Here is a 15,457-nt window from a genome sequence, read left to right on the forward strand (position 1 = left end):
GCAATTAAGCTGACGCTACGGCAAGCGTGGATCGCCGCCAGTCCCCGCCTGATGCTCGGTCGAAAACTTGTCCTTGCGGCGCCGGCCGAATCTCATGCTGCGTTCCAGCCGGGCACGCAGCGCGGTATAATAAGCCTCGAGAAAAATACGCTCGTCTCCGCTGCCGGGTTCCCATCCGATTTTCTGACAAATCGAAGCCGCTACTCTTTCCAGCGCATCATCTTGGCCACTACGCAGGACATTTTCCAGCGTCTGCAGCTCATATTCGCCATAGACCGACAGGTCTTCGTCAGAAAATTGATATTGTGCGGTCGGCGCTGCTTCGTCGGATGATGCTGCTGCAGGGGCGACAATATCCCCGAGATCCTTTTTCACATTCTCGATCACCCAGGTCCCTGCAATCACATCGCCGCCGCGCAGCCGGTCCTTGTTGAACAAAGGAAAGAGCAGGAACATCAATACCCAGAGAAAACCGGCCCAGGCGGTCATATCCGTCAGCGAACCACTGGCTTCCCCTGAGGTCAGGAATACCAGCGGCAGAAACAGTTCGATATCCCGGACAATATTGCGGGCAATTACCGCTTCCGCAGTTAAACGGCCACCATTTCTGGCCGCCACCCGGATACCGACCGCCCGCTTTCCCCAAGTCGCAGCACGATCACCCAGTTCGAAATAGAGAAAATAGGCGTTGCGGAACAGAAAAACCGAAATGAGCCAGAGGACCGCCAGCAGTTGCACAGGACCGCTGGCATTTTCCAGACTGTCGGCAGAAGCCAGCCCGAAACCCCAGAACAGCAGCATCCCGCCTATTGTCACTAAAACGATGAGCCCGAGTATGATGATGATATCCAGCGCGAGCGCGCCGGCCCTTGCTCCGGCTGCGGCCACCGTGACATTCAGCGACACGCCTTCGGGCGTCACCATGACCCGGTCGAGCTTGGGATTGGCCGATCGCCGGATCCACGGCTCGGCGGCTTTGCTGCTCATGCCCCCGGCCTCCCCGTTTGACGTCCGAAGCGGAAGAAATAGAGCAGCCAGAACAACAGCATCCCGCCACCAACGGCAAAACGTCCGATACTATTGTTAATCAACTGACGCGCATAGCCTTCGAGCAGACCGGCGCAAATCAGCATGAGAATGACTCCGACCATCACCAGCGCCGCCCGTTTTCCCGCGTCACTCGCGGCATTGAGGTGCGATTTGGCTCCCGGAAAGGCTATCGATCGGCCGACATGAATTCCAGCGGCCCCCGCCAGCAGGATCGCGAACAGTTCGGTCGTCCCGTGAATCGAAAGCCAGCCGATAAAATCAACCGTCAGCCCCCGCTGCGCAAAGACCCAGAGCATGGCCCCGAGCAACGCCATATTGTGAATCAGCAGCAATATACTGGGGATGGCAAAGGCGAAACCCAGAGCAAAAGCGAGCAGCGCAACCTGCGCATTGTTGCTGAACAGAAAAGCCGCAAAAACCGCGAGACCGTCTCCGTCGTGCGCCCCGAACAGTGTTTCACGCAGGGCTTGTTCGCTCGCCCCCGGCACCCGGGCATCGGCGAAATTTCCCGGTACCAGTGCGTAGAACCAGTCGCTGTTGCCGGCGACCAGAATATAGCCGATCACCGCGCCGGCCATCATCACCAGCAGGGCAATCCAGATATCTGGTTGGATCGCCCGTACCGCCCGGCTCCACCCCCCGCCGAAAAAGCTCCCGAGCCAGCGACCGAAACTGGTCTGTGTGCCGTAGACCATGAAATAGGAGCGCAGTGCCAACCCCTCAAGATAGTCTATCAGGCCGGCGTCGAGCGAATTTTCCCGGGCGATCGACAGGCTGGACAGCAGCGTCCGGTAAAGTGTCGGTAGCGCCAGGACATCCTCGTCGGACAGTTGGCGGGCCTTGCCCTTTTCCATTTTGCTTATGATCGATTCCAGCCGGATCCAGTCGGTCTCCCGTTCCAGGCGAAAGCGGTCGCTGCGCAGCACCGCGGCGTTAAGGGCCTGTTCGCTGCTCACAGGCTGCCCCGTCGTTTGATTTTGAGATAGGTATTGATCAGCCTTGTCCCGATGTCCTGATACGCCCCCTCGATCACGTCAATGCCCATATGCCGGAGCTTGGTCAGCACCAGATTTTTCTGCTCAAGCAGATTCTGCGCTGTCACAGCCCGGGCGACATCCTCGGCGCTTTCGGGAGCCTTGTTGATGATTCCGGCCAGCTCCCGGTCCTGCAATATCACGAACAGCACCAGATGCCGGTCAATCAGCCGCGCCGCTGCCTCGAGCATCAGATCAGCCGCGGTGGGATCGGTAAAGTCGGTGAAAATGACGATGAGCGAGCGGCGCTGGAGCCGGCTTTGCAAGGTCGAGAGCGCCAAGGTGTAATTGCTCTCCTGATGCCGGTAATCGATGGTTGCTGCATCCTGCTGCAGGCGGAAGAAATTGCGGCTGCCCGAGAGAAAGGGTGTCGACAATTCCGGTTTCGCTGCAAAACTGAACAGGCTGGTCCGGTCGCCTGCCTTCAACGTGATATAGGCGGTCAGCAATGCAGCCGACACGGCCCGGTCGATGCGCGGCAGTCCATCTATCGGTTCGCACATCGCCGCACCGCAATCCAGCGCAAAGACGATCTGGTTGTTTCGCTCGGTATCATATTCCTTGGCCAGCAATTTGCTGTGCCGCGCCGATCCTTTCCAGTCGATGCTGCGCCGGTCCATACCCGGCTGATATTCGGCAAGAGCTTCGAACTCGCTGCCTTCTCCCCTGAACTTGCGGGCCAGCAACCCGAATATGGAATCGCGCAGGAACATCTGGATCGTCGGACTGCGAATGGCTGATATATTCGGCAGCACGGCCACGTTCTGCTTGCTCTGTTTCTGGATCTGCCGCCAGGCCAGACCCAGCGGCCCGCTCCATCTCAGCCAGAGCCTGCCGATCCGGCCGGTGCCGCGACGGACAGGAACGATGGTGCTTTGGCCCGAGAAGATACCGTTGGCCGCGCCGTTGCCTTCCAGCTCGAAAGTAACCGTTCCCTTCTCAGCCAGGCGTTCGTCCAGCCCGAGATTGCCCGACAGGCTGCGCGGGGCAATCCTGCCGGAGAATTCCGCCGCCAGCGCCAGTTGCAGCGGAACACCAATTTCACCACTGGGGGGCACCGCCAGCCGAACATCTTCGGACTTTGCCGCAACCAGTCCATCGAATAGCAGCAGCAGCAGCAACATCACCGCCCAAGCGGCACCGACGGCCCATAGCGCCGGGGTAATCGCCGCCAGAATCGCGGAAATTGGCGCGCCGAGAGCGATGAGCCAGACGGCTCGCCGGGTCGGATAGAAATTCAACGCGGCGCTTCCGTCCGTTCAACCAGATCGTTGATAATAGTGTCAACCTGCCGGCCCTCGATCTCGGCGGCGGGCGACAATATCGACCGGTGGCGCAAGACGGATGGCGCCAGCGCCTTCACATCATCGGGGATAACATAGTCCCGGCCGGAGATTGCCGCGCGGGCGCGGGCGGCGTGGGCCAGCATGATCGCGGCGCGCGGGCTGGCGCCGTTCTCCAGATCGGCGGTTTCGCGCGTCGCCCGGATCAGCCGCACGACATAATCGACGACATCCTCGACCAGTTTCACCGACTGCACCGCTCCGGTTACCGCAGCCAGGGTTGCACTGTCGACCTGCTGTTCGATCTCAAAATCCTTCGCTGCCGGCGCGCCGATCCGCTCGCCATAACGGCTGACGATTTTCTTTTCTTCCTCGGCATCGGGATATGCAATCAACAGCTTGAACAGGAACCGGTCAAGCTGCGCCTCGGGCAGCGGATAGACACCCTGCTGCTCGATCGGATTCTGGGTGGCAACCACCATGAAGCGCGAGCCGAGCGCATGGGTCTCGCCATCAATGGTGACAGAGCGTTCCTGCATCGCTTCCAGCATCGCCGCCTGGGTTTTCGGCGGGGTACGGTTGATTTCATCAGCGAGCAGCAGATCGCAGAAGATCGGACCGCGAGTCAGCGTGAAACTGCTGGTCTGGAAATTGAACAGATTGGAGCCGATAATGTCCCCGGGCATCAGATCGGGGGTAAACTGGATCCGGCCGAAGTCGAGGCCCAAGGTGGCCGAGAAACATTGCGCCAGAAAAGTCTTAGCCGTGCCCGGCGGCCCTTCGAGCAGGACATGGCCGGACGAAAAGAGCGCGATCAGCAAATGATCGACAATCTCTTCCTGCCCGACTATCGCCTTGGCCACCTGACCGCGGATATTGTCCGCCAGCGTTTTCAGTTCGTCGATCTTCATCCGATAATTTCCTTTTTCCAGGCGTGTAGGGCCGCAGCCCCTTCGGCAATATCTTGTGGCTTGCGGGCACGAACAAGCTGGTGAAACAAGGCCGAGAAACGGTTGCCTTCGCTCTCGCCCAGTTCATCCAGCCGCTCGAGAATTTCCTTGTCATCGGCCTGCGGGCTGATGCCGACCGCTTCGGCCGCTTGCGCACGGATCATCTCGGCATAGGGGTCGGTTACCAGATATCCGCGCTGCATCCGGTTGATGAACGCGCCGCTGTTGTTGACCAGCGCGGTCTTGCCGAAGTCCAGGCTGCGTTGCTCACGAACCGGCGGACCGAACCGGTTGAAGGCCATCCAGGCTGCGGCCAGCGCAGCGGTAATGAGACAGATGGTCGCCGAAAGAAATGGTGGCGTGAACGCCAGCGTGAGCAGATTTTCCGCGCCTCCAAGACCGTTAAAGGTCAGATCGAAGGTTACGCCACCATCGGCCGCGGTGGATACTGCCTTGACCAGCGCAAGCGCGTGGCGGGCCGTCGGCTTGTCGGCCATGCCCGCATTATTGAGCAAGTCGGCGTCGCCGACGATCACCACCGGAAAGAGGGAGGCATCGATCTCCTCTTTCTCGGTGATGTGCGATTCATCAAGCCGGTCGAGCTGCGCATAGACACCGCCATCATCAAGATAGGCAACCAGCGCGCTGCCAGGCGATGGCCCGCGGACCACCGTGCGGAGCAATTCTCCCTTGATGCTGACCGGATGTTCCGGCGTTTTCACGCCCGCGCCGACCGCCGAGACCAGGGATTGGCCGGAGCCGGCCTTGCCATCGACGCTGATGCTGACCTTGGCCACGTCCTGTAACAGTGCCTCGCCCACAGTCCCGTCCCACGGGTCGTTGCGCACCACCCAGCCTTTTTTCAGCCTATCGCTTCTTGCGACCTGCCATTTCGGCAGGATCACCATCGTTGGCCCGATATAGGAGCGCTGCTGGATCACCGCATCAATATCTTCGGGCGGTACAAATGGTCCGGGTGTCAATATCATCAACCCCTCATTGACCATACCCGCAGGTGAGCGCGAATATTGCACCGGCACACCGGTCTTTTCGAGCAGACTGGCCAGCGCCCGGTAGCCGACAATGCTGTTGGACGCGCCATGCGCATCGCCATTCTTGCCCGAAGCCAGACGGTCGCCCATGCCAAGCCCGTAAAGCAAGGCGATGAACGCGGCAAAGCTGACCGCGAACATGATGATGATCGTCGTCCGCTGAAAGGGATTGGCCTGTACGCTCATCCCGCAACTTCCGCCCGCCGGCCCTTGCCGAGGGCAAAGCCGGCATAAGCCTCGCGCGATTCCAGCCAGCCTTGCTCGTCAACCGGCAAGGCCGCAAACAGGCCGCGCTCGACCTGGCCGGCAATTACCGCAAACATCGCGCGCGAGGCATCGGGCAGGCTGTCAAAGCGCCCGATCTCGCGCGACGTGCTTGACGGTCGCAACAGATTCGGACGATGTTTCTCGATATCGGCAATACTGCGATAGAGCAGCAGGTGGACGGCCTCTTCAAACCGCCCTTTTGCAGCCAGTGCCTCCGCCTCGGCCAGCAATTCGCGTGCGTCCTCCGGGGCGGGTTGCCAGACTGTTTCGGCCACGGGCGTGCGGCTGCGCCACTGTTCGACATAGGGTGCCAATATTATCCAGAGCAAGGTCAGCACACCGGCCGCCAGCAACAGCAGCAGCAATATGCGCAATATCGGCCAGGCCGATCCTATGGCTTCAAACAGGGGTGAGAGGAAGGCACCAAGCCAGTCCAGAAAGTCCAGCCACCATTGCGGAAGCTCCGTCGGCGCGGGACTGGCAGCGGGGGTGAACTGGATATCGGAATCGGCACGCATGCCGTTCCACGCATCGTCAAAAGAAGCGCTCACTTCATTCCCCTTGCCTTGCGCTACTTTTACCACCGCTCCGGTGTTGCAGAATCCAAATGATGGGGCAAGAGCGAAGATAAGATTGGCAGTTCAACTTTACCCGCGATAAAAAATATGCCAGCCTGTCGGTCAAGCGACAGTAGGGAGCAAATAATCTGTCGGTTGCTTGATATAGGGGGAAAGAAAAATGGCCGAACCAACAGGTAAAATCGATATCAGCCGGGTGCTGAACAATACATTTGGCGTGATCATGCGCCATCCCCTGATCTATCTTGGCCTTTCATTCCTGATCATCGGCATCCCCAATGCGTTGCTGCAAACCGCACAGGGCAGCTTCACCACCGGCGCAGACGGCTTTGCTGTCGCATCCAGCTATTCGGCACAAGGGGTCGGGTTCATCGTCCTGATGCTGCTTTCCATCCTGTTGCAGGCGACCCTGATCGTGGCCACGCTGAACGACCTCGGCGGCAAGCCGCTCAGCCTGGCCGATTGTTTTGCAAAGGCCCTGAAAAAACTGCTGCCCCTGATCGGTCTCGGCATCGTTGTCGCTCTGGGCGTCGGATTGGGCATGATGCTGCTCGTCGTTCCCGGTGTCATTCTCTACCTGATGTGGATTGTAGCGACTCCGGTGATGATGGCCGAAGACCGCGGAGTAATCGACTCTCTTAAGCGCAGCGCCGAATTGACCTCGGGATCGAAAGGGATGATTTTCGTGCTGCTGATCATCTTCTTTGTGCTGGCGGTTGTCTTCGGGCTGTTTGTTGCCTTCATTGGATCGCTCAGCACTATATTACTGGCGATCATCACATTGGTCAGCAACACTGTTACCGGCGCGATCCAGGGAGCCGGCGTCGCATCGATCTACGTTGATTTGCGCACCGCGAAAGAGGGCACCGATACCAGTACGCTCGCCGAAATTTTTGCCTGATCCGGACCATCGGGCCGGCTTGGCGCGGGATCCGGGCTATAGCCCAAAGACCGCTTGGCTTGAGGCAGACCCTGGGCTATAAGTTGCAAATTGCTATTTAATAGTCCGGGTGAAAATTCCATGATCAAGCTGAATGTCAACGGTCAGCCCCGGGAGGTCGACGCCGACCCGGCGACGCCCTTATTGTGGATTATACGAGAGAATCTGAAGATGCCCGGCACCAAATTCGGTTGCGGCATCGCCCAGTGTGGCGCCTGTACGGTGCATCTCGACGGCAAGCCGGTGCGCAGCTGTTCGACGCCCCTTTCTGCCGCCGAAGGCAAGACGATCGCCACGATCGAAGGCCTCGCCAGCGAAGACGGCACCTTGCACAAGGTGCAGCAGGCGTGGATCGAGGCGCAGGTCCCGCAATGCGGCTATTGCCAGTCCGGCCAGATCATGTCGGCTGTCGCGCTGCTGGAAAAAAATCCCCGGCCGACCGACGCGCAGATCGACGAAGCCATGGCCGGCAATGTCTGCCGTTGCGGCATGTATGGCCGGATACGCAAAGCGATCAAGGCCGCCGCCGATATCGATCAACCCGCACAAGTGGAGGCGTAGATCATGGGCAAATGGTCAAGACGCGCGTTCATCGGAGCCGGCGTCGCAGCCGGTGGTGCTCTGATTGTCGGCGTTGCCGTCCGTCAGGGCAACCCGATCGACGAACTGGGTCCGCTGCTCACAAACGGCGAGAATGAACAGCTGCTCAACGCCTGGGTGAAGGTGGATACCGACAATGTCGTCACCGCTGTCATCCCGCATGTCGAAATGGGGCAGGGCGTCCATACGGCGCTCGCCCAGATGCTGGCGGACGAGATGGATGCCGACTGGAACAAGGTGCAGATTCTCGAAGCGCCCGCTGACATGCAATATGTATCCGATTCGATCGGCCGCGATTTTCTGTTTCCCAATCTGCAGGTGCCAGCGCTGCTGGAACCGACGGTCGCGGGCGGCATATTGGAACTGGCGCAGGCCATGGGTCTGCAGTTCACCGGCGGCAGCTATTCGGTGCGCGCCACCGGCCAGCGCGCGATGCGCACCGCCGGTGCCGCAGCCCGCGAAATGCTGGTGGCGGCAGCGGCGAGCGAATGGCAGGTTCCGGAAAGCGAGATCACCACGGCAGACAGCATGGTCATCCATGCCAAGAGCGGCAAGTCCGAACCCTTTGCCGCATTTGCCCGCGCCGCCGCAGAGCAAAGCCTCCCCGCCAAGCCTAAGCTCAAATCGCCGGACAATTACAAGATCATGGGCCAGCCAATGGCCCGCCACGATATTCCGGCGAAAGTCGATGGCAGCGCGATATTCGGCATTGATGCCGATGTCCCGGAAATGAAATATGCAGCGGTCAAGGCCCCACCGGTCATCGGTGCCACGGTTGAATCGATGGATGCAAGCACCGCCAAAACCATGCCGGGCGTGCTGCAGATCCTCAACATGGGCGATTTTGTCGCCGTGGTGGCCGACGGCTATTGGCTGGCGCAGCAGGCGCTGAACAGTATCGACACCCGCTACAGCAAAACCGAAGGCGATGGCCTTGATCAAGACGCGATCTTTGCCCGCTACGCCGCCGCTCTCGATGAAGCCGGTGAAGACGGCGGCGATATGCAGACCGAAGCGGGCGATGCAGTCCAAAGCTTTGCCGAGGCCGCAACCAAGGTGGAAGCCGAATATACAGTGCCCTTCCTCGCCCATGCGACGATGGAGCCGATGAACTGCACCGCCTGGGTGCGCGATGGCAAATGCGACGTCTGGTCGGGCCATCAGGCGCCGGTCAATGCACGCCAGGCAGCCGCCGATGCCGCCGGTCTGCCATTCGAGGATGTGACCTATCATAACGGCTATCTCGGCGGCGGTTTCGGACGCCGGTCCGACAATGATGCGATCATCATGGCAACGCGGATCGCCAAGGCCACCGGCTATCCGGTGAAGATGATCTGGTCGCGGGAAGAAGACACGGCGCAGGACCATTATCGCCCGTCGGCGACCAGTCGCTTCAAGGGCGGGCTCGACAAGGATGGCAAATTGATCAGCTGGGACAATATCCACACCCATCTCTTTGATCCCGCAGACGCGCCAACCGTGCCTTATTACAACATCGCCAGTCACAAGATCCGCAAGGTCGATGTGCCGATGCATCTGCGCTTTGGCCCCTGGCGCTCCGTCGATCACAGCCAGCACGGCTTCTTCATCGAATCCTTTGTCGATGAAATGGCCCATGCCGCCGGCAAGGACGGCTATGCCTTTCGCAGGGACCTTCTCGCAGAATCGCCGCGCCATCTGAAGGTGCTCGACACCGCCGCGAAAATGTCGGGCTGGGGCGGCGCGTTGCCAGAAAGACATGGCCGGGGGATCGCCTTTGTGCCGTCCTTCGGGTCGATTGTCGCACAGGTTGCCGAAGTCGACATGAGCGGGCCCAAGCCGAAGGTGACGAAAGTCTATGTCGCCGCCGATCCCGGCTTTGTCGTCAATCCCGACGGCTTTACCGCGCAGATGGAAAGCGGGATTGTCTACGGCCTGACCGCTGCGCTTTATGGCGACATCACGCTCAAGGACGGCGCGGTCCAGCAGAGCAATTTCCACGATTATCCGATGCTCCGGATCGACGAGATGCCGGAGGTGGAAGTGGCGCTGATCAACGGCGATCACGAACGTCTGGGCGGCGGTGGAGAGCCGGGCCTTCCACCCATTGCGCCGGCCGTTACCAACGCCATTTTCGCGGCCACCGGTAAACGGATTCGCGCACTGCCTATTGCCAAGCATGATTTTGCCTGACCGGAGACCTGAAATGCTGCTATTGATCCGCGCCGCCGCTCTGTCTTCGCTGCTTGTGCTGACCGCTTGTGGTGCTGATCCCGCACCGGGAGCGGTCGAGCAAATCATCGTCCGCGAACCGGGCGCGGCCGCGGCTCCCGCCGAAGCGCCAGCCGATGCATTGCTGGCCGAAGGAAAAGCGGCTTTTGCCAATTGCGCTACCTGCCATTCACTCGAGGAAGGTGCGCCCAATGGCGTCGGTCCCAATCTCTTCGGGATTGTCGGGGCCGGGGCCGGCGAGGTTGCCGGTTTTGCCTATTCGGACGCTCTGAAAGGCTCGGGCATCACCTGGACCGCCGCAGAACTGGACAGCTTTATCGCCGATCCCGCAGCCAAAATTCCGGGTACGACCATGGTGGCCGGTGCGATTGCGGACGCGGCAAAAAGACAGGCGGTCATCGCCTATATCGATAGCGTAACCGCCAATTGAACGAGAAGTCCGGCATGATGCTGGCGCTGCTGGCGGCCGGGCAGTCGCGCCGGTTCGGCGATCAGGACAAGCTGGGCGCGCTGCTCGGCGACCGGATGCTCGGCCTGCACGCAGCCGCGACCGCCGCGGAAACGGGCTTTGTCGGCAAGCTGGTGATCGGCACCCGGGACCATGTCTGCGCCGCAGGCTGGCGCGACATGGGTTACGAAGTCATGGACAATGGCAAGGCCGCGCAGGGTCAGGCGACCTCTGTCCGGCTGGCCACCGCCCGCGCCATCGACGCCGGAGCGAGCAGTCTTTGCATGATGCTGGCCGACATGCCCTTCGTGACGCGCGACCATATCGAGAAACTGGTCGCGGCCTTCGACCAGACAGGCGGAACCCGGACCGTCGCATCCGCGCGCGACGGTCAGCCGATGCCGCCGGCGATTTTCCCGGCCGACGCGCTGGCCGAACTAATGGAACTGAAAGGCGATACCGGCGCTCGAAAACTGCTGGCTAATGCGGTTCTAGTGTCGGGGAGCGACCGGCTTCTTGCGGATATCGACACGCCGGACGATCTGGCGGAAGCCAACCAATACTTCCGGCAAATCAGGTAACGATGTGCTGCAGCGCGATCAGTCGCGGTCCAGTCTCTGTCCCAGTTTCACGAAAAAGACGATCAGGAAAGGCACCAGCAGGAAGGACAGGACGACCTTCGCCGAACCCTGACCCAGCAGCAATTGCCCGATCGGACGCTCGCCGTAAAAGGCGATGGTGATGAAGATGACCGTATCGACAAGCTGCGACAGGGCGCTGGCAATCGCCGCGCGCAGAGCCAGCATCCGGCCTTTCATCGCCGCCAGCCGGGAGAAGATATAGACGTTGAGAAACTGCGACACGCCATAAGCGATAATCCCGGCGAACATCAGACGTGCGCCCTGCTCCAATATGATCGGAAAGGCTTCTTTCGCCGGTTCGTACATGCCCGGATCGGTCGGCAACGCCAGCACGATCTGGATCAGGACGATCGCGGTGATCAGCGGCACGAAGCCCAGACGCACCAGACGGTTCGCGACATCCCGGCCGTGCAGTTCGGCCACCGAACTGGACAGGACTACCAGCAACAGGAACGGGAAAATACCCGCTTCCACCGCCAGCGGGCCAATTGCGACCTGCTTCGCGCCCAATATTCCGGCGATACAGGTCATGCCGCCATAGAGCACGGCAAAGACAAAAAGGGATCGCGGGATGAGGTTGGTTTTCGATATCTCGGTCATCGCAAATGCCTAGCGCGATCGGCCACGAAAAAAAAGAAATAGTCACAACTGTGATTTTTTCTATAGGGGAAAGAATATCGGAAGCAGCAGATCGCGGCCCCTCGGCTCGCGTCATCGGGGGATGTTTTGCAGAGACTGGCAGTATATTGTGGCGCCAATGCCGGACAGGACCCGGCCTATGCCGAATCGACGGTTCTGCTTGGCCGGGCCATGGCGAAGCGTGATGTCGAACTGGTCTATGGCGGCGGCAGGCTTGGCCTGATGGGCATTATCGCCGATACCGTGCTGGCCGAGGGCGGCCGCGTCCACGGCGTTATTCCCGAAATGCTGAAGGATCTCGAAGTCGCCCATACCGGCGTCACGGAGCTACACATCGTCAAGAATATGCACGAGCGCAAAGCCAGGATGACCGATTTGACCGACGCCTTTGTCGCCTTGCCAGGCGGCGTCGGCACGATGGACGAACTGTTCGAGGCCTGGAGTTGGAACGCGCTCGGCTATCACAACAAGCCCTTCGCCATCCTGAATATCGGCGGCTACTGGGATTCGCTGATCGATTTTCTCGATACGATGTCGCAGCAGGGATTCGTCTCGGCCGAGCGGCGCAAGCATCTGATCATCTCCGACAATATCGACGACTGCCTCGACCGGCTCGCCGCCGCCTGCAACAATGAAACCGGCAGCTTTACCTGGTGAGCCCGATCCGACCTGAAACAGCGACTGGAAGATTCCGATGATCCCGATCCTGACAAGCATCGCCGGCATGGCGCTGATCCTGCTGATTGCCTTTGCCCTGTCAACCGGCCGGAAGAATATCCGATTCCGCGTGGTCGGCGCCGCCTTTGCGCTGCAGGCCGGGATCGCCGTGATTGTACTCTATATTCCGGCCGGCAAGCGAGTGATCGAAGCGATGGCCTTCGGCGTCTCCAATCTGCTGGGCTATGCCTCCGCCGGCACCAATTTCATCTTCGGCCCGCTCGCCGACCCGTCGATTGGCGGCAACAGCTTCGCGATCGCGGCGCTGCCGGTGATCATCTTCTTCTCGGCGCTGATCTCGATCCTCTATTATCTCGGCATCATGCAATTCATCATCAAATGGGTCGGCGGCGGCATCCAGAAGATCACCGGCATCTCCAAAGTCGAATCGCTTTGCGCCGCGGCCAATATCTTCGTCGGCCAGTCCGAATCGCCTTTGGTCATCCGCCCCTATCTCGCCAGCCTGACCCAGTCGCAGCTGTTCACCGTGATGAGCGTCGGCATGGCTGGTGTCGCCGGCACCATTCTGGCGGCTTATGCGGCCATGGGCATCCGGATCGACTATCTGCTCGCCGCCGCCTTCATGTCGGCGCCGGGTGGCATAATGATGGCCAAGATCATCATGCCGGACAATCCGGAGGATCCGGCCCCGGAAGAGCTGGTTGTCGCGGTTGAATATGAAGAGGAAAAGCCGGCCAATATCATCATGGCTGCGGGAATGGGCGCCCAAACCGGCGTCAAGCTGGCGGTTGCCGTGGGCGCAATGGTGCTTGCCTTTGTCGCGCTGGTGGCGCTGGCCAATGGCCTGCTCGGCGGCATCGGCGGCTGGTTCGGCTATCCGGAACTCAGCTTCCAGCAAGTGATCGGCTATGTTTTCGCCCCGATCATGTATCTCATCGGCGTGCCCTGGGAAGAGGCGCTAAACGCCGGCGGCCTGTTCGGCACCAAGGTCGTGCTCAACGAATTTGTCGCCTTCATCGAGCTGGGCAAGATGCAGGCGGGCATTTCCCCGCTGACCAATGCGATCGTCATTTTCGCTTTGTGCGGCTTTGCCAATTTCAGCAGCATCGCCATCCAGCTTGCGGTCACTGGCGGCCTGGCTCCCAACCAGCGTCCGGTGATTGCCCGCCTTGGCCTACGCGCCTTGGCAGCCGGATCGCTCGCCAATCTGATGAGCGCAGCGCTGGCCGGCATATTGCTGTCGCTGGCCTGATTCATCCCGATTGACAAAGAAGCACGAGAGCGCATTTTAAGAGCATGACCCAGAACCCGGATACATTGGCCGCCGTTTCGCTCGCCATGGCGGACGACAACAGCGACGCATTTGCCGAACAGATTGGCCGCAGCTTTTCCGACTGGGGCTTCGCGGTGGTCGCCGATCACGGTATATCGGAGGACCTGATCGAACGCGCCGAAGCCATGTCACGCGCCTTTTTCGCTCTGCCCGAAGCGGTGAAACGCTCCTATCACATCGAGGGCGGCGGTGGCGCCCGCGGTTACACGCCTTTCGGTACCGAAAGCGCCAAGGACAGCAATATCAGCGATCTCAAGGAATTCTGGCATATCGGTCGCGACCTGCCGGCCGGCCACGCGTTCGAACCCTATATGCCGCCCAATATCTGGCCGAAGGAACTCGACGGGTTCCGCGAAACCTATTGCGAAATGTTCGCTGCCTTCGACAAGGCCGGCGCCCGCATTCTCGAGGCGATCGCCCGTTTTCTCGGACTGGCGCCGGATTTCTTCGTCGACACGGTGCGCGACGGCAATTCGGTGATGCGGCTGATCCACTATCCTCCGGTACCCGAAGATTCGCCAGCCGTCCGCGCGGGAGCGCATGAGGATATCAACACGATTACGCTGCTGATCGGTGCCGAAGAAGCCGGCCTGGAACTGCTCGACCGGAATGGCCAGTGGCGGTCGGTAACCCCGAAGCCCGGCGAGCTGGCGGTGAATATCGGCGACATGCTGCAGCGGCTGACCAACAACCGCCTGCCCTCGACCACCCATCGGGTGGTCAACCCGGCACCGGAGCGGCGAGGCTTTTCGCGCTACTCGATGCCTTTCTTTCTTCACTTTCGCCCGGATTATTCGATCGAGACATTGCCGAGCTGCGTCGATGATACCCATCCGGACCTCTATCCGGAACCGATCACCGCGCACGATTATCTAATGCAGCGGCTGCGCGAAATCGGACTGGCATGACCGTTAAAGTGGTCGGCATCAGCGGCGGCAGCTGTTCCGGGAAATCGACCCTGACGCAACTGCTGTTCGAAGCCCTTGGCCCCGATCAATGCGTCATCCTGCCGCAGGACGATTATTTCTTCGGCCTTGGCGATGCCCCGCAGGGCAAGGGCGGGCCCAATTTCGATCATCCCAATGCGGTCGATTTTGACAAGCTGTGCACGCAGCTGACGCAACTGAGAGCCGGACAGGCGATCGACCGGCCGCTCTATGATTTCCCGACGCATATGCCCAAAACGGAAACCCGGCGAACCGAGCCGCGCCCGGTCATTCTGCTCGATGGCATATTGATACTGCAACACGCACCATTGCGAGATCTGATGGATCTCAGCATTTTTGTAGAATGCGATTCAGAAACCCGTTTTGCCCGCAGACTCGAGCGCGACATCCGCGAAAGAGGCCGCAGCGCCCAATCCGTAGAGGATCAATTTGTCAATCAGGTAGGCCCGATGCACGATCTGCATGTCGAACCTTCCAAAATTCATGCGGATATCGTGATAAATTCGCAACAGTCGGAATTGCACTATAAACAGCCAATCCGCCGGATCATGGCGGAAATATTCCCTCAAAATCAGTGACCTAATGAGAGCGGACCGATCGGGTTCGACTGGATTTTCACCCATTTTTTCCCACAGAATCGCATTGTTACAAAAGTAAAATGCTGCACTGCGGCATTTGCCGTTTCAATTGAGACAAAACTGTCATTATTGGCACCTAGAGCAGCTCCTGCTTTGGTCTGGCAGCGCAAAAATTCGCCAGCATTCACCTTAAGTCCGTTTCTCTTAACGCCGTTCATGAACAGGGAT

17 protein-coding genes are annotated in these 15,457 nt (G+C 59.9%); 9 read left to right on the plus strand and 8 right to left on the minus strand.

Features of this window, described 5'->3' with window-relative positions:
- Positions 1–15 precede the first annotated feature (15 nt).
- The 6 genes from ACHZCJ_RS10410 to ACHZCJ_RS10435 are packed head-to-tail and all read right to left on the minus strand — an operon-like array spanning position 16 to position 6,187.
- A complete protein-coding gene (locus ACHZCJ_RS10410) occupies positions 16–987 on the minus strand; it encodes an RDD family protein (RefSeq protein WP_321326189.1) in 972 nt (323 codons plus the stop codon).
- A complete protein-coding gene (locus tag ACHZCJ_RS10415; RefSeq protein WP_321326191.1) occupies positions 984–2,006 on the minus strand; it encodes a stage II sporulation protein M in 1,023 nt (340 codons plus the stop codon). The genes ACHZCJ_RS10410 and ACHZCJ_RS10415 overlap by 4 nt, the downstream gene beginning before the upstream one ends.
- On the minus strand, positions 2,003–3,325 hold the full coding sequence (locus ACHZCJ_RS10420) for a DUF58 domain-containing protein (RefSeq protein WP_321326193.1): 1,323 nt from the start codon (positions 3,323–3,325) through the stop codon (positions 2,003–2,005). Before ACHZCJ_RS10420 ends, ACHZCJ_RS10415 begins: the two co-directional genes overlap by 4 nt.
- Positions 3,322–4,278: a MoxR family ATPase gene (locus tag ACHZCJ_RS10425; RefSeq protein WP_321326195.1), complete on the minus strand. Its 957-nt coding sequence runs from the start codon at positions 4,276–4,278 to the stop codon at positions 3,322–3,324. Before ACHZCJ_RS10425 ends, ACHZCJ_RS10420 begins: the two co-directional genes overlap by 4 nt.
- Positions 4,275–5,555: a DUF4350 domain-containing protein gene (locus ACHZCJ_RS10430; protein WP_321326197.1), complete on the minus strand. Its 1,281-nt coding sequence runs from the start codon at positions 5,553–5,555 to the stop codon at positions 4,275–4,277. The genes ACHZCJ_RS10425 and ACHZCJ_RS10430 overlap by 4 nt, the downstream gene beginning before the upstream one ends.
- Positions 5,552–6,187 (minus strand): hypothetical protein, encoded by a 636-nt coding sequence (locus ACHZCJ_RS10435; RefSeq protein ID WP_321326199.1) that lies wholly within the window; start codon positions 6,185–6,187, stop codon positions 5,552–5,554. The genes ACHZCJ_RS10430 and ACHZCJ_RS10435 overlap by 4 nt, the downstream gene beginning before the upstream one ends.
- Positions 6,188–6,374: 187 nt before the next feature.
- Here ACHZCJ_RS10435 and ACHZCJ_RS10440 point away from each other — a divergent pair, with 187 nt between their 5' ends.
- From ACHZCJ_RS10440 to ACHZCJ_RS10460, 5 genes are all read left to right on the plus strand, one after another.
- Positions 6,375–7,115 carry a hypothetical protein gene (locus ACHZCJ_RS10440; RefSeq protein WP_159646514.1) on the plus strand — a complete coding sequence of 247 codons (741 nt, stop codon included), beginning with the start codon at positions 6,375–6,377 and terminating at the stop codon, positions 7,113–7,115.
- Positions 7,116–7,235: 120 nt separating this feature from the next.
- Positions 7,236–7,715: a (2Fe-2S)-binding protein gene (locus tag ACHZCJ_RS10445; protein WP_321326203.1), complete on the plus strand. Its 480-nt coding sequence runs from the start codon at positions 7,236–7,238 to the stop codon at positions 7,713–7,715.
- A gap of 3 nt (positions 7,716–7,718) precedes the next feature.
- The gene (locus ACHZCJ_RS10450; RefSeq protein ID WP_321326205.1) at positions 7,719–9,926 is read left to right on the plus strand and encodes a molybdopterin cofactor-binding domain-containing protein; all 2,208 of its coding nucleotides are present in this window, start codon (positions 7,719–7,721) and stop codon (positions 9,924–9,926) included.
- Positions 9,927–9,939: 13 nt separating this feature from the next.
- A complete protein-coding gene (locus tag ACHZCJ_RS10455; RefSeq protein ID WP_321326207.1) occupies positions 9,940–10,395 on the plus strand; it encodes a c-type cytochrome in 456 nt (151 codons plus the stop codon).
- Positions 10,392–10,994 (plus strand): nucleotidyltransferase family protein, encoded by a 603-nt coding sequence (locus ACHZCJ_RS10460; protein WP_321326209.1) that lies wholly within the window; start codon positions 10,392–10,394, stop codon positions 10,992–10,994. Before ACHZCJ_RS10455 ends, ACHZCJ_RS10460 begins: the two co-directional genes overlap by 4 nt.
- Before the next feature lie 18 nt (positions 10,995–11,012).
- Here the strand turns inward: ACHZCJ_RS10460 and ACHZCJ_RS10465 are convergent, their stop codons facing one another.
- On the minus strand, positions 11,013–11,654 hold the full coding sequence (locus ACHZCJ_RS10465) for a queuosine precursor transporter (RefSeq protein ID WP_159646522.1): 642 nt from the start codon (positions 11,652–11,654) through the stop codon (positions 11,013–11,015).
- Positions 11,655–11,780: 126 nt separating this feature from the next.
- On the opposite strand from ACHZCJ_RS10465, the gene ACHZCJ_RS10470 reads away from it, so the two are divergent.
- From ACHZCJ_RS10470 to udk, 4 genes are read left to right on the plus strand one after another with little or no spacing between them, the layout of a single operon-like run.
- A complete protein-coding gene (locus ACHZCJ_RS10470; RefSeq protein ID WP_321326213.1) occupies positions 11,781–12,350 on the plus strand; it encodes a TIGR00730 family Rossman fold protein in 570 nt (189 codons plus the stop codon).
- 40 nt (positions 12,351–12,390) lie between these two features.
- Positions 12,391–13,623 carry a NupC/NupG family nucleoside CNT transporter gene (locus ACHZCJ_RS10475; protein WP_321327780.1) on the plus strand — a complete coding sequence of 411 codons (1,233 nt, stop codon included), beginning with the start codon at positions 12,391–12,393 and terminating at the stop codon, positions 13,621–13,623.
- A 44-nt stretch (positions 13,624–13,667) separates the two neighbouring features.
- A complete protein-coding gene (locus tag ACHZCJ_RS10480; protein ID WP_321326215.1) occupies positions 13,668–14,612 on the plus strand; it encodes a 2-oxoglutarate and iron-dependent oxygenase domain-containing protein in 945 nt (314 codons plus the stop codon).
- Positions 14,609–15,229 carry a uridine kinase gene (udk, locus tag ACHZCJ_RS10485; protein ID WP_159646528.1) on the plus strand — a complete coding sequence of 207 codons (621 nt, stop codon included), beginning with the start codon at positions 14,609–14,611 and terminating at the stop codon, positions 15,227–15,229. Before ACHZCJ_RS10480 ends, udk begins: the two co-directional genes overlap by 4 nt.
- Here the strand turns inward: udk and ACHZCJ_RS10490 are convergent.
- Complete coding sequence (locus ACHZCJ_RS10490) at positions 15,223–15,447, minus strand: hypothetical protein (RefSeq protein WP_321326218.1); 225 nt, start codon at positions 15,445–15,447, stop codon at positions 15,223–15,225. The genes udk and ACHZCJ_RS10490 overlap by 7 nt on opposite strands.
- Positions 15,448–15,457 lie beyond the last annotated feature (10 nt).

Source organism: uncultured Parasphingorhabdus sp. (assembly GCF_963677535.2).
GTDB lineage: Bacteria > Pseudomonadota > Alphaproteobacteria > Sphingomonadales > Sphingomonadaceae > Parasphingorhabdus.

Coding starts and splice junctions, on each gene's coding strand:
- ACHZCJ_RS10410 (WP_321326189.1), bottom strand. CDS start 987: ATGAGCAGCAAAGCCGCCGAGCCGTGGATCCGGCGATCGGCCAATCCC.
- ACHZCJ_RS10425 (WP_321326195.1), bottom strand. CDS start 4,278: ATGAAGATCGACGAACTGAAAACGCTGGCGGACAATATCCGCGGTCAG.
- ACHZCJ_RS10430 (WP_321326197.1), bottom strand. CDS start 5,555: ATGAGCGTACAGGCCAATCCCTTTCAGCGGACGACGATCATCATCATG.
- ACHZCJ_RS10440 (WP_159646514.1), top strand. CDS start 6,375: ATGGCCGAACCAACAGGTAAAATCGATATCAGCCGGGTGCTGAACAAT.
- ACHZCJ_RS10445 (WP_321326203.1), top strand. CDS start 7,236: ATGATCAAGCTGAATGTCAACGGTCAGCCCCGGGAGGTCGACGCCGAC.
- ACHZCJ_RS10450 (WP_321326205.1), top strand. CDS start 7,719: ATGGGCAAATGGTCAAGACGCGCGTTCATCGGAGCCGGCGTCGCAGCC.
- ACHZCJ_RS10455 (WP_321326207.1), top strand. CDS start 9,940: ATGCTGCTATTGATCCGCGCCGCCGCTCTGTCTTCGCTGCTTGTGCTG.
- ACHZCJ_RS10465 (WP_159646522.1), bottom strand. CDS start 11,654: ATGACCGAGATATCGAAAACCAACCTCATCCCGCGATCCCTTTTTGTC.
- ACHZCJ_RS10480 (WP_321326215.1), top strand. CDS start 13,668: ATGACCCAGAACCCGGATACATTGGCCGCCGTTTCGCTCGCCATGGCG.
- udk (WP_159646528.1), top strand. CDS start 14,609: ATGACCGTTAAAGTGGTCGGCATCAGCGGCGGCAGCTGTTCCGGGAAA.
- ACHZCJ_RS10490 (WP_321326218.1), bottom strand. CDS start 15,447: ATGAACGGCGTTAAGAGAAACGGACTTAAGGTGAATGCTGGCGAATTT.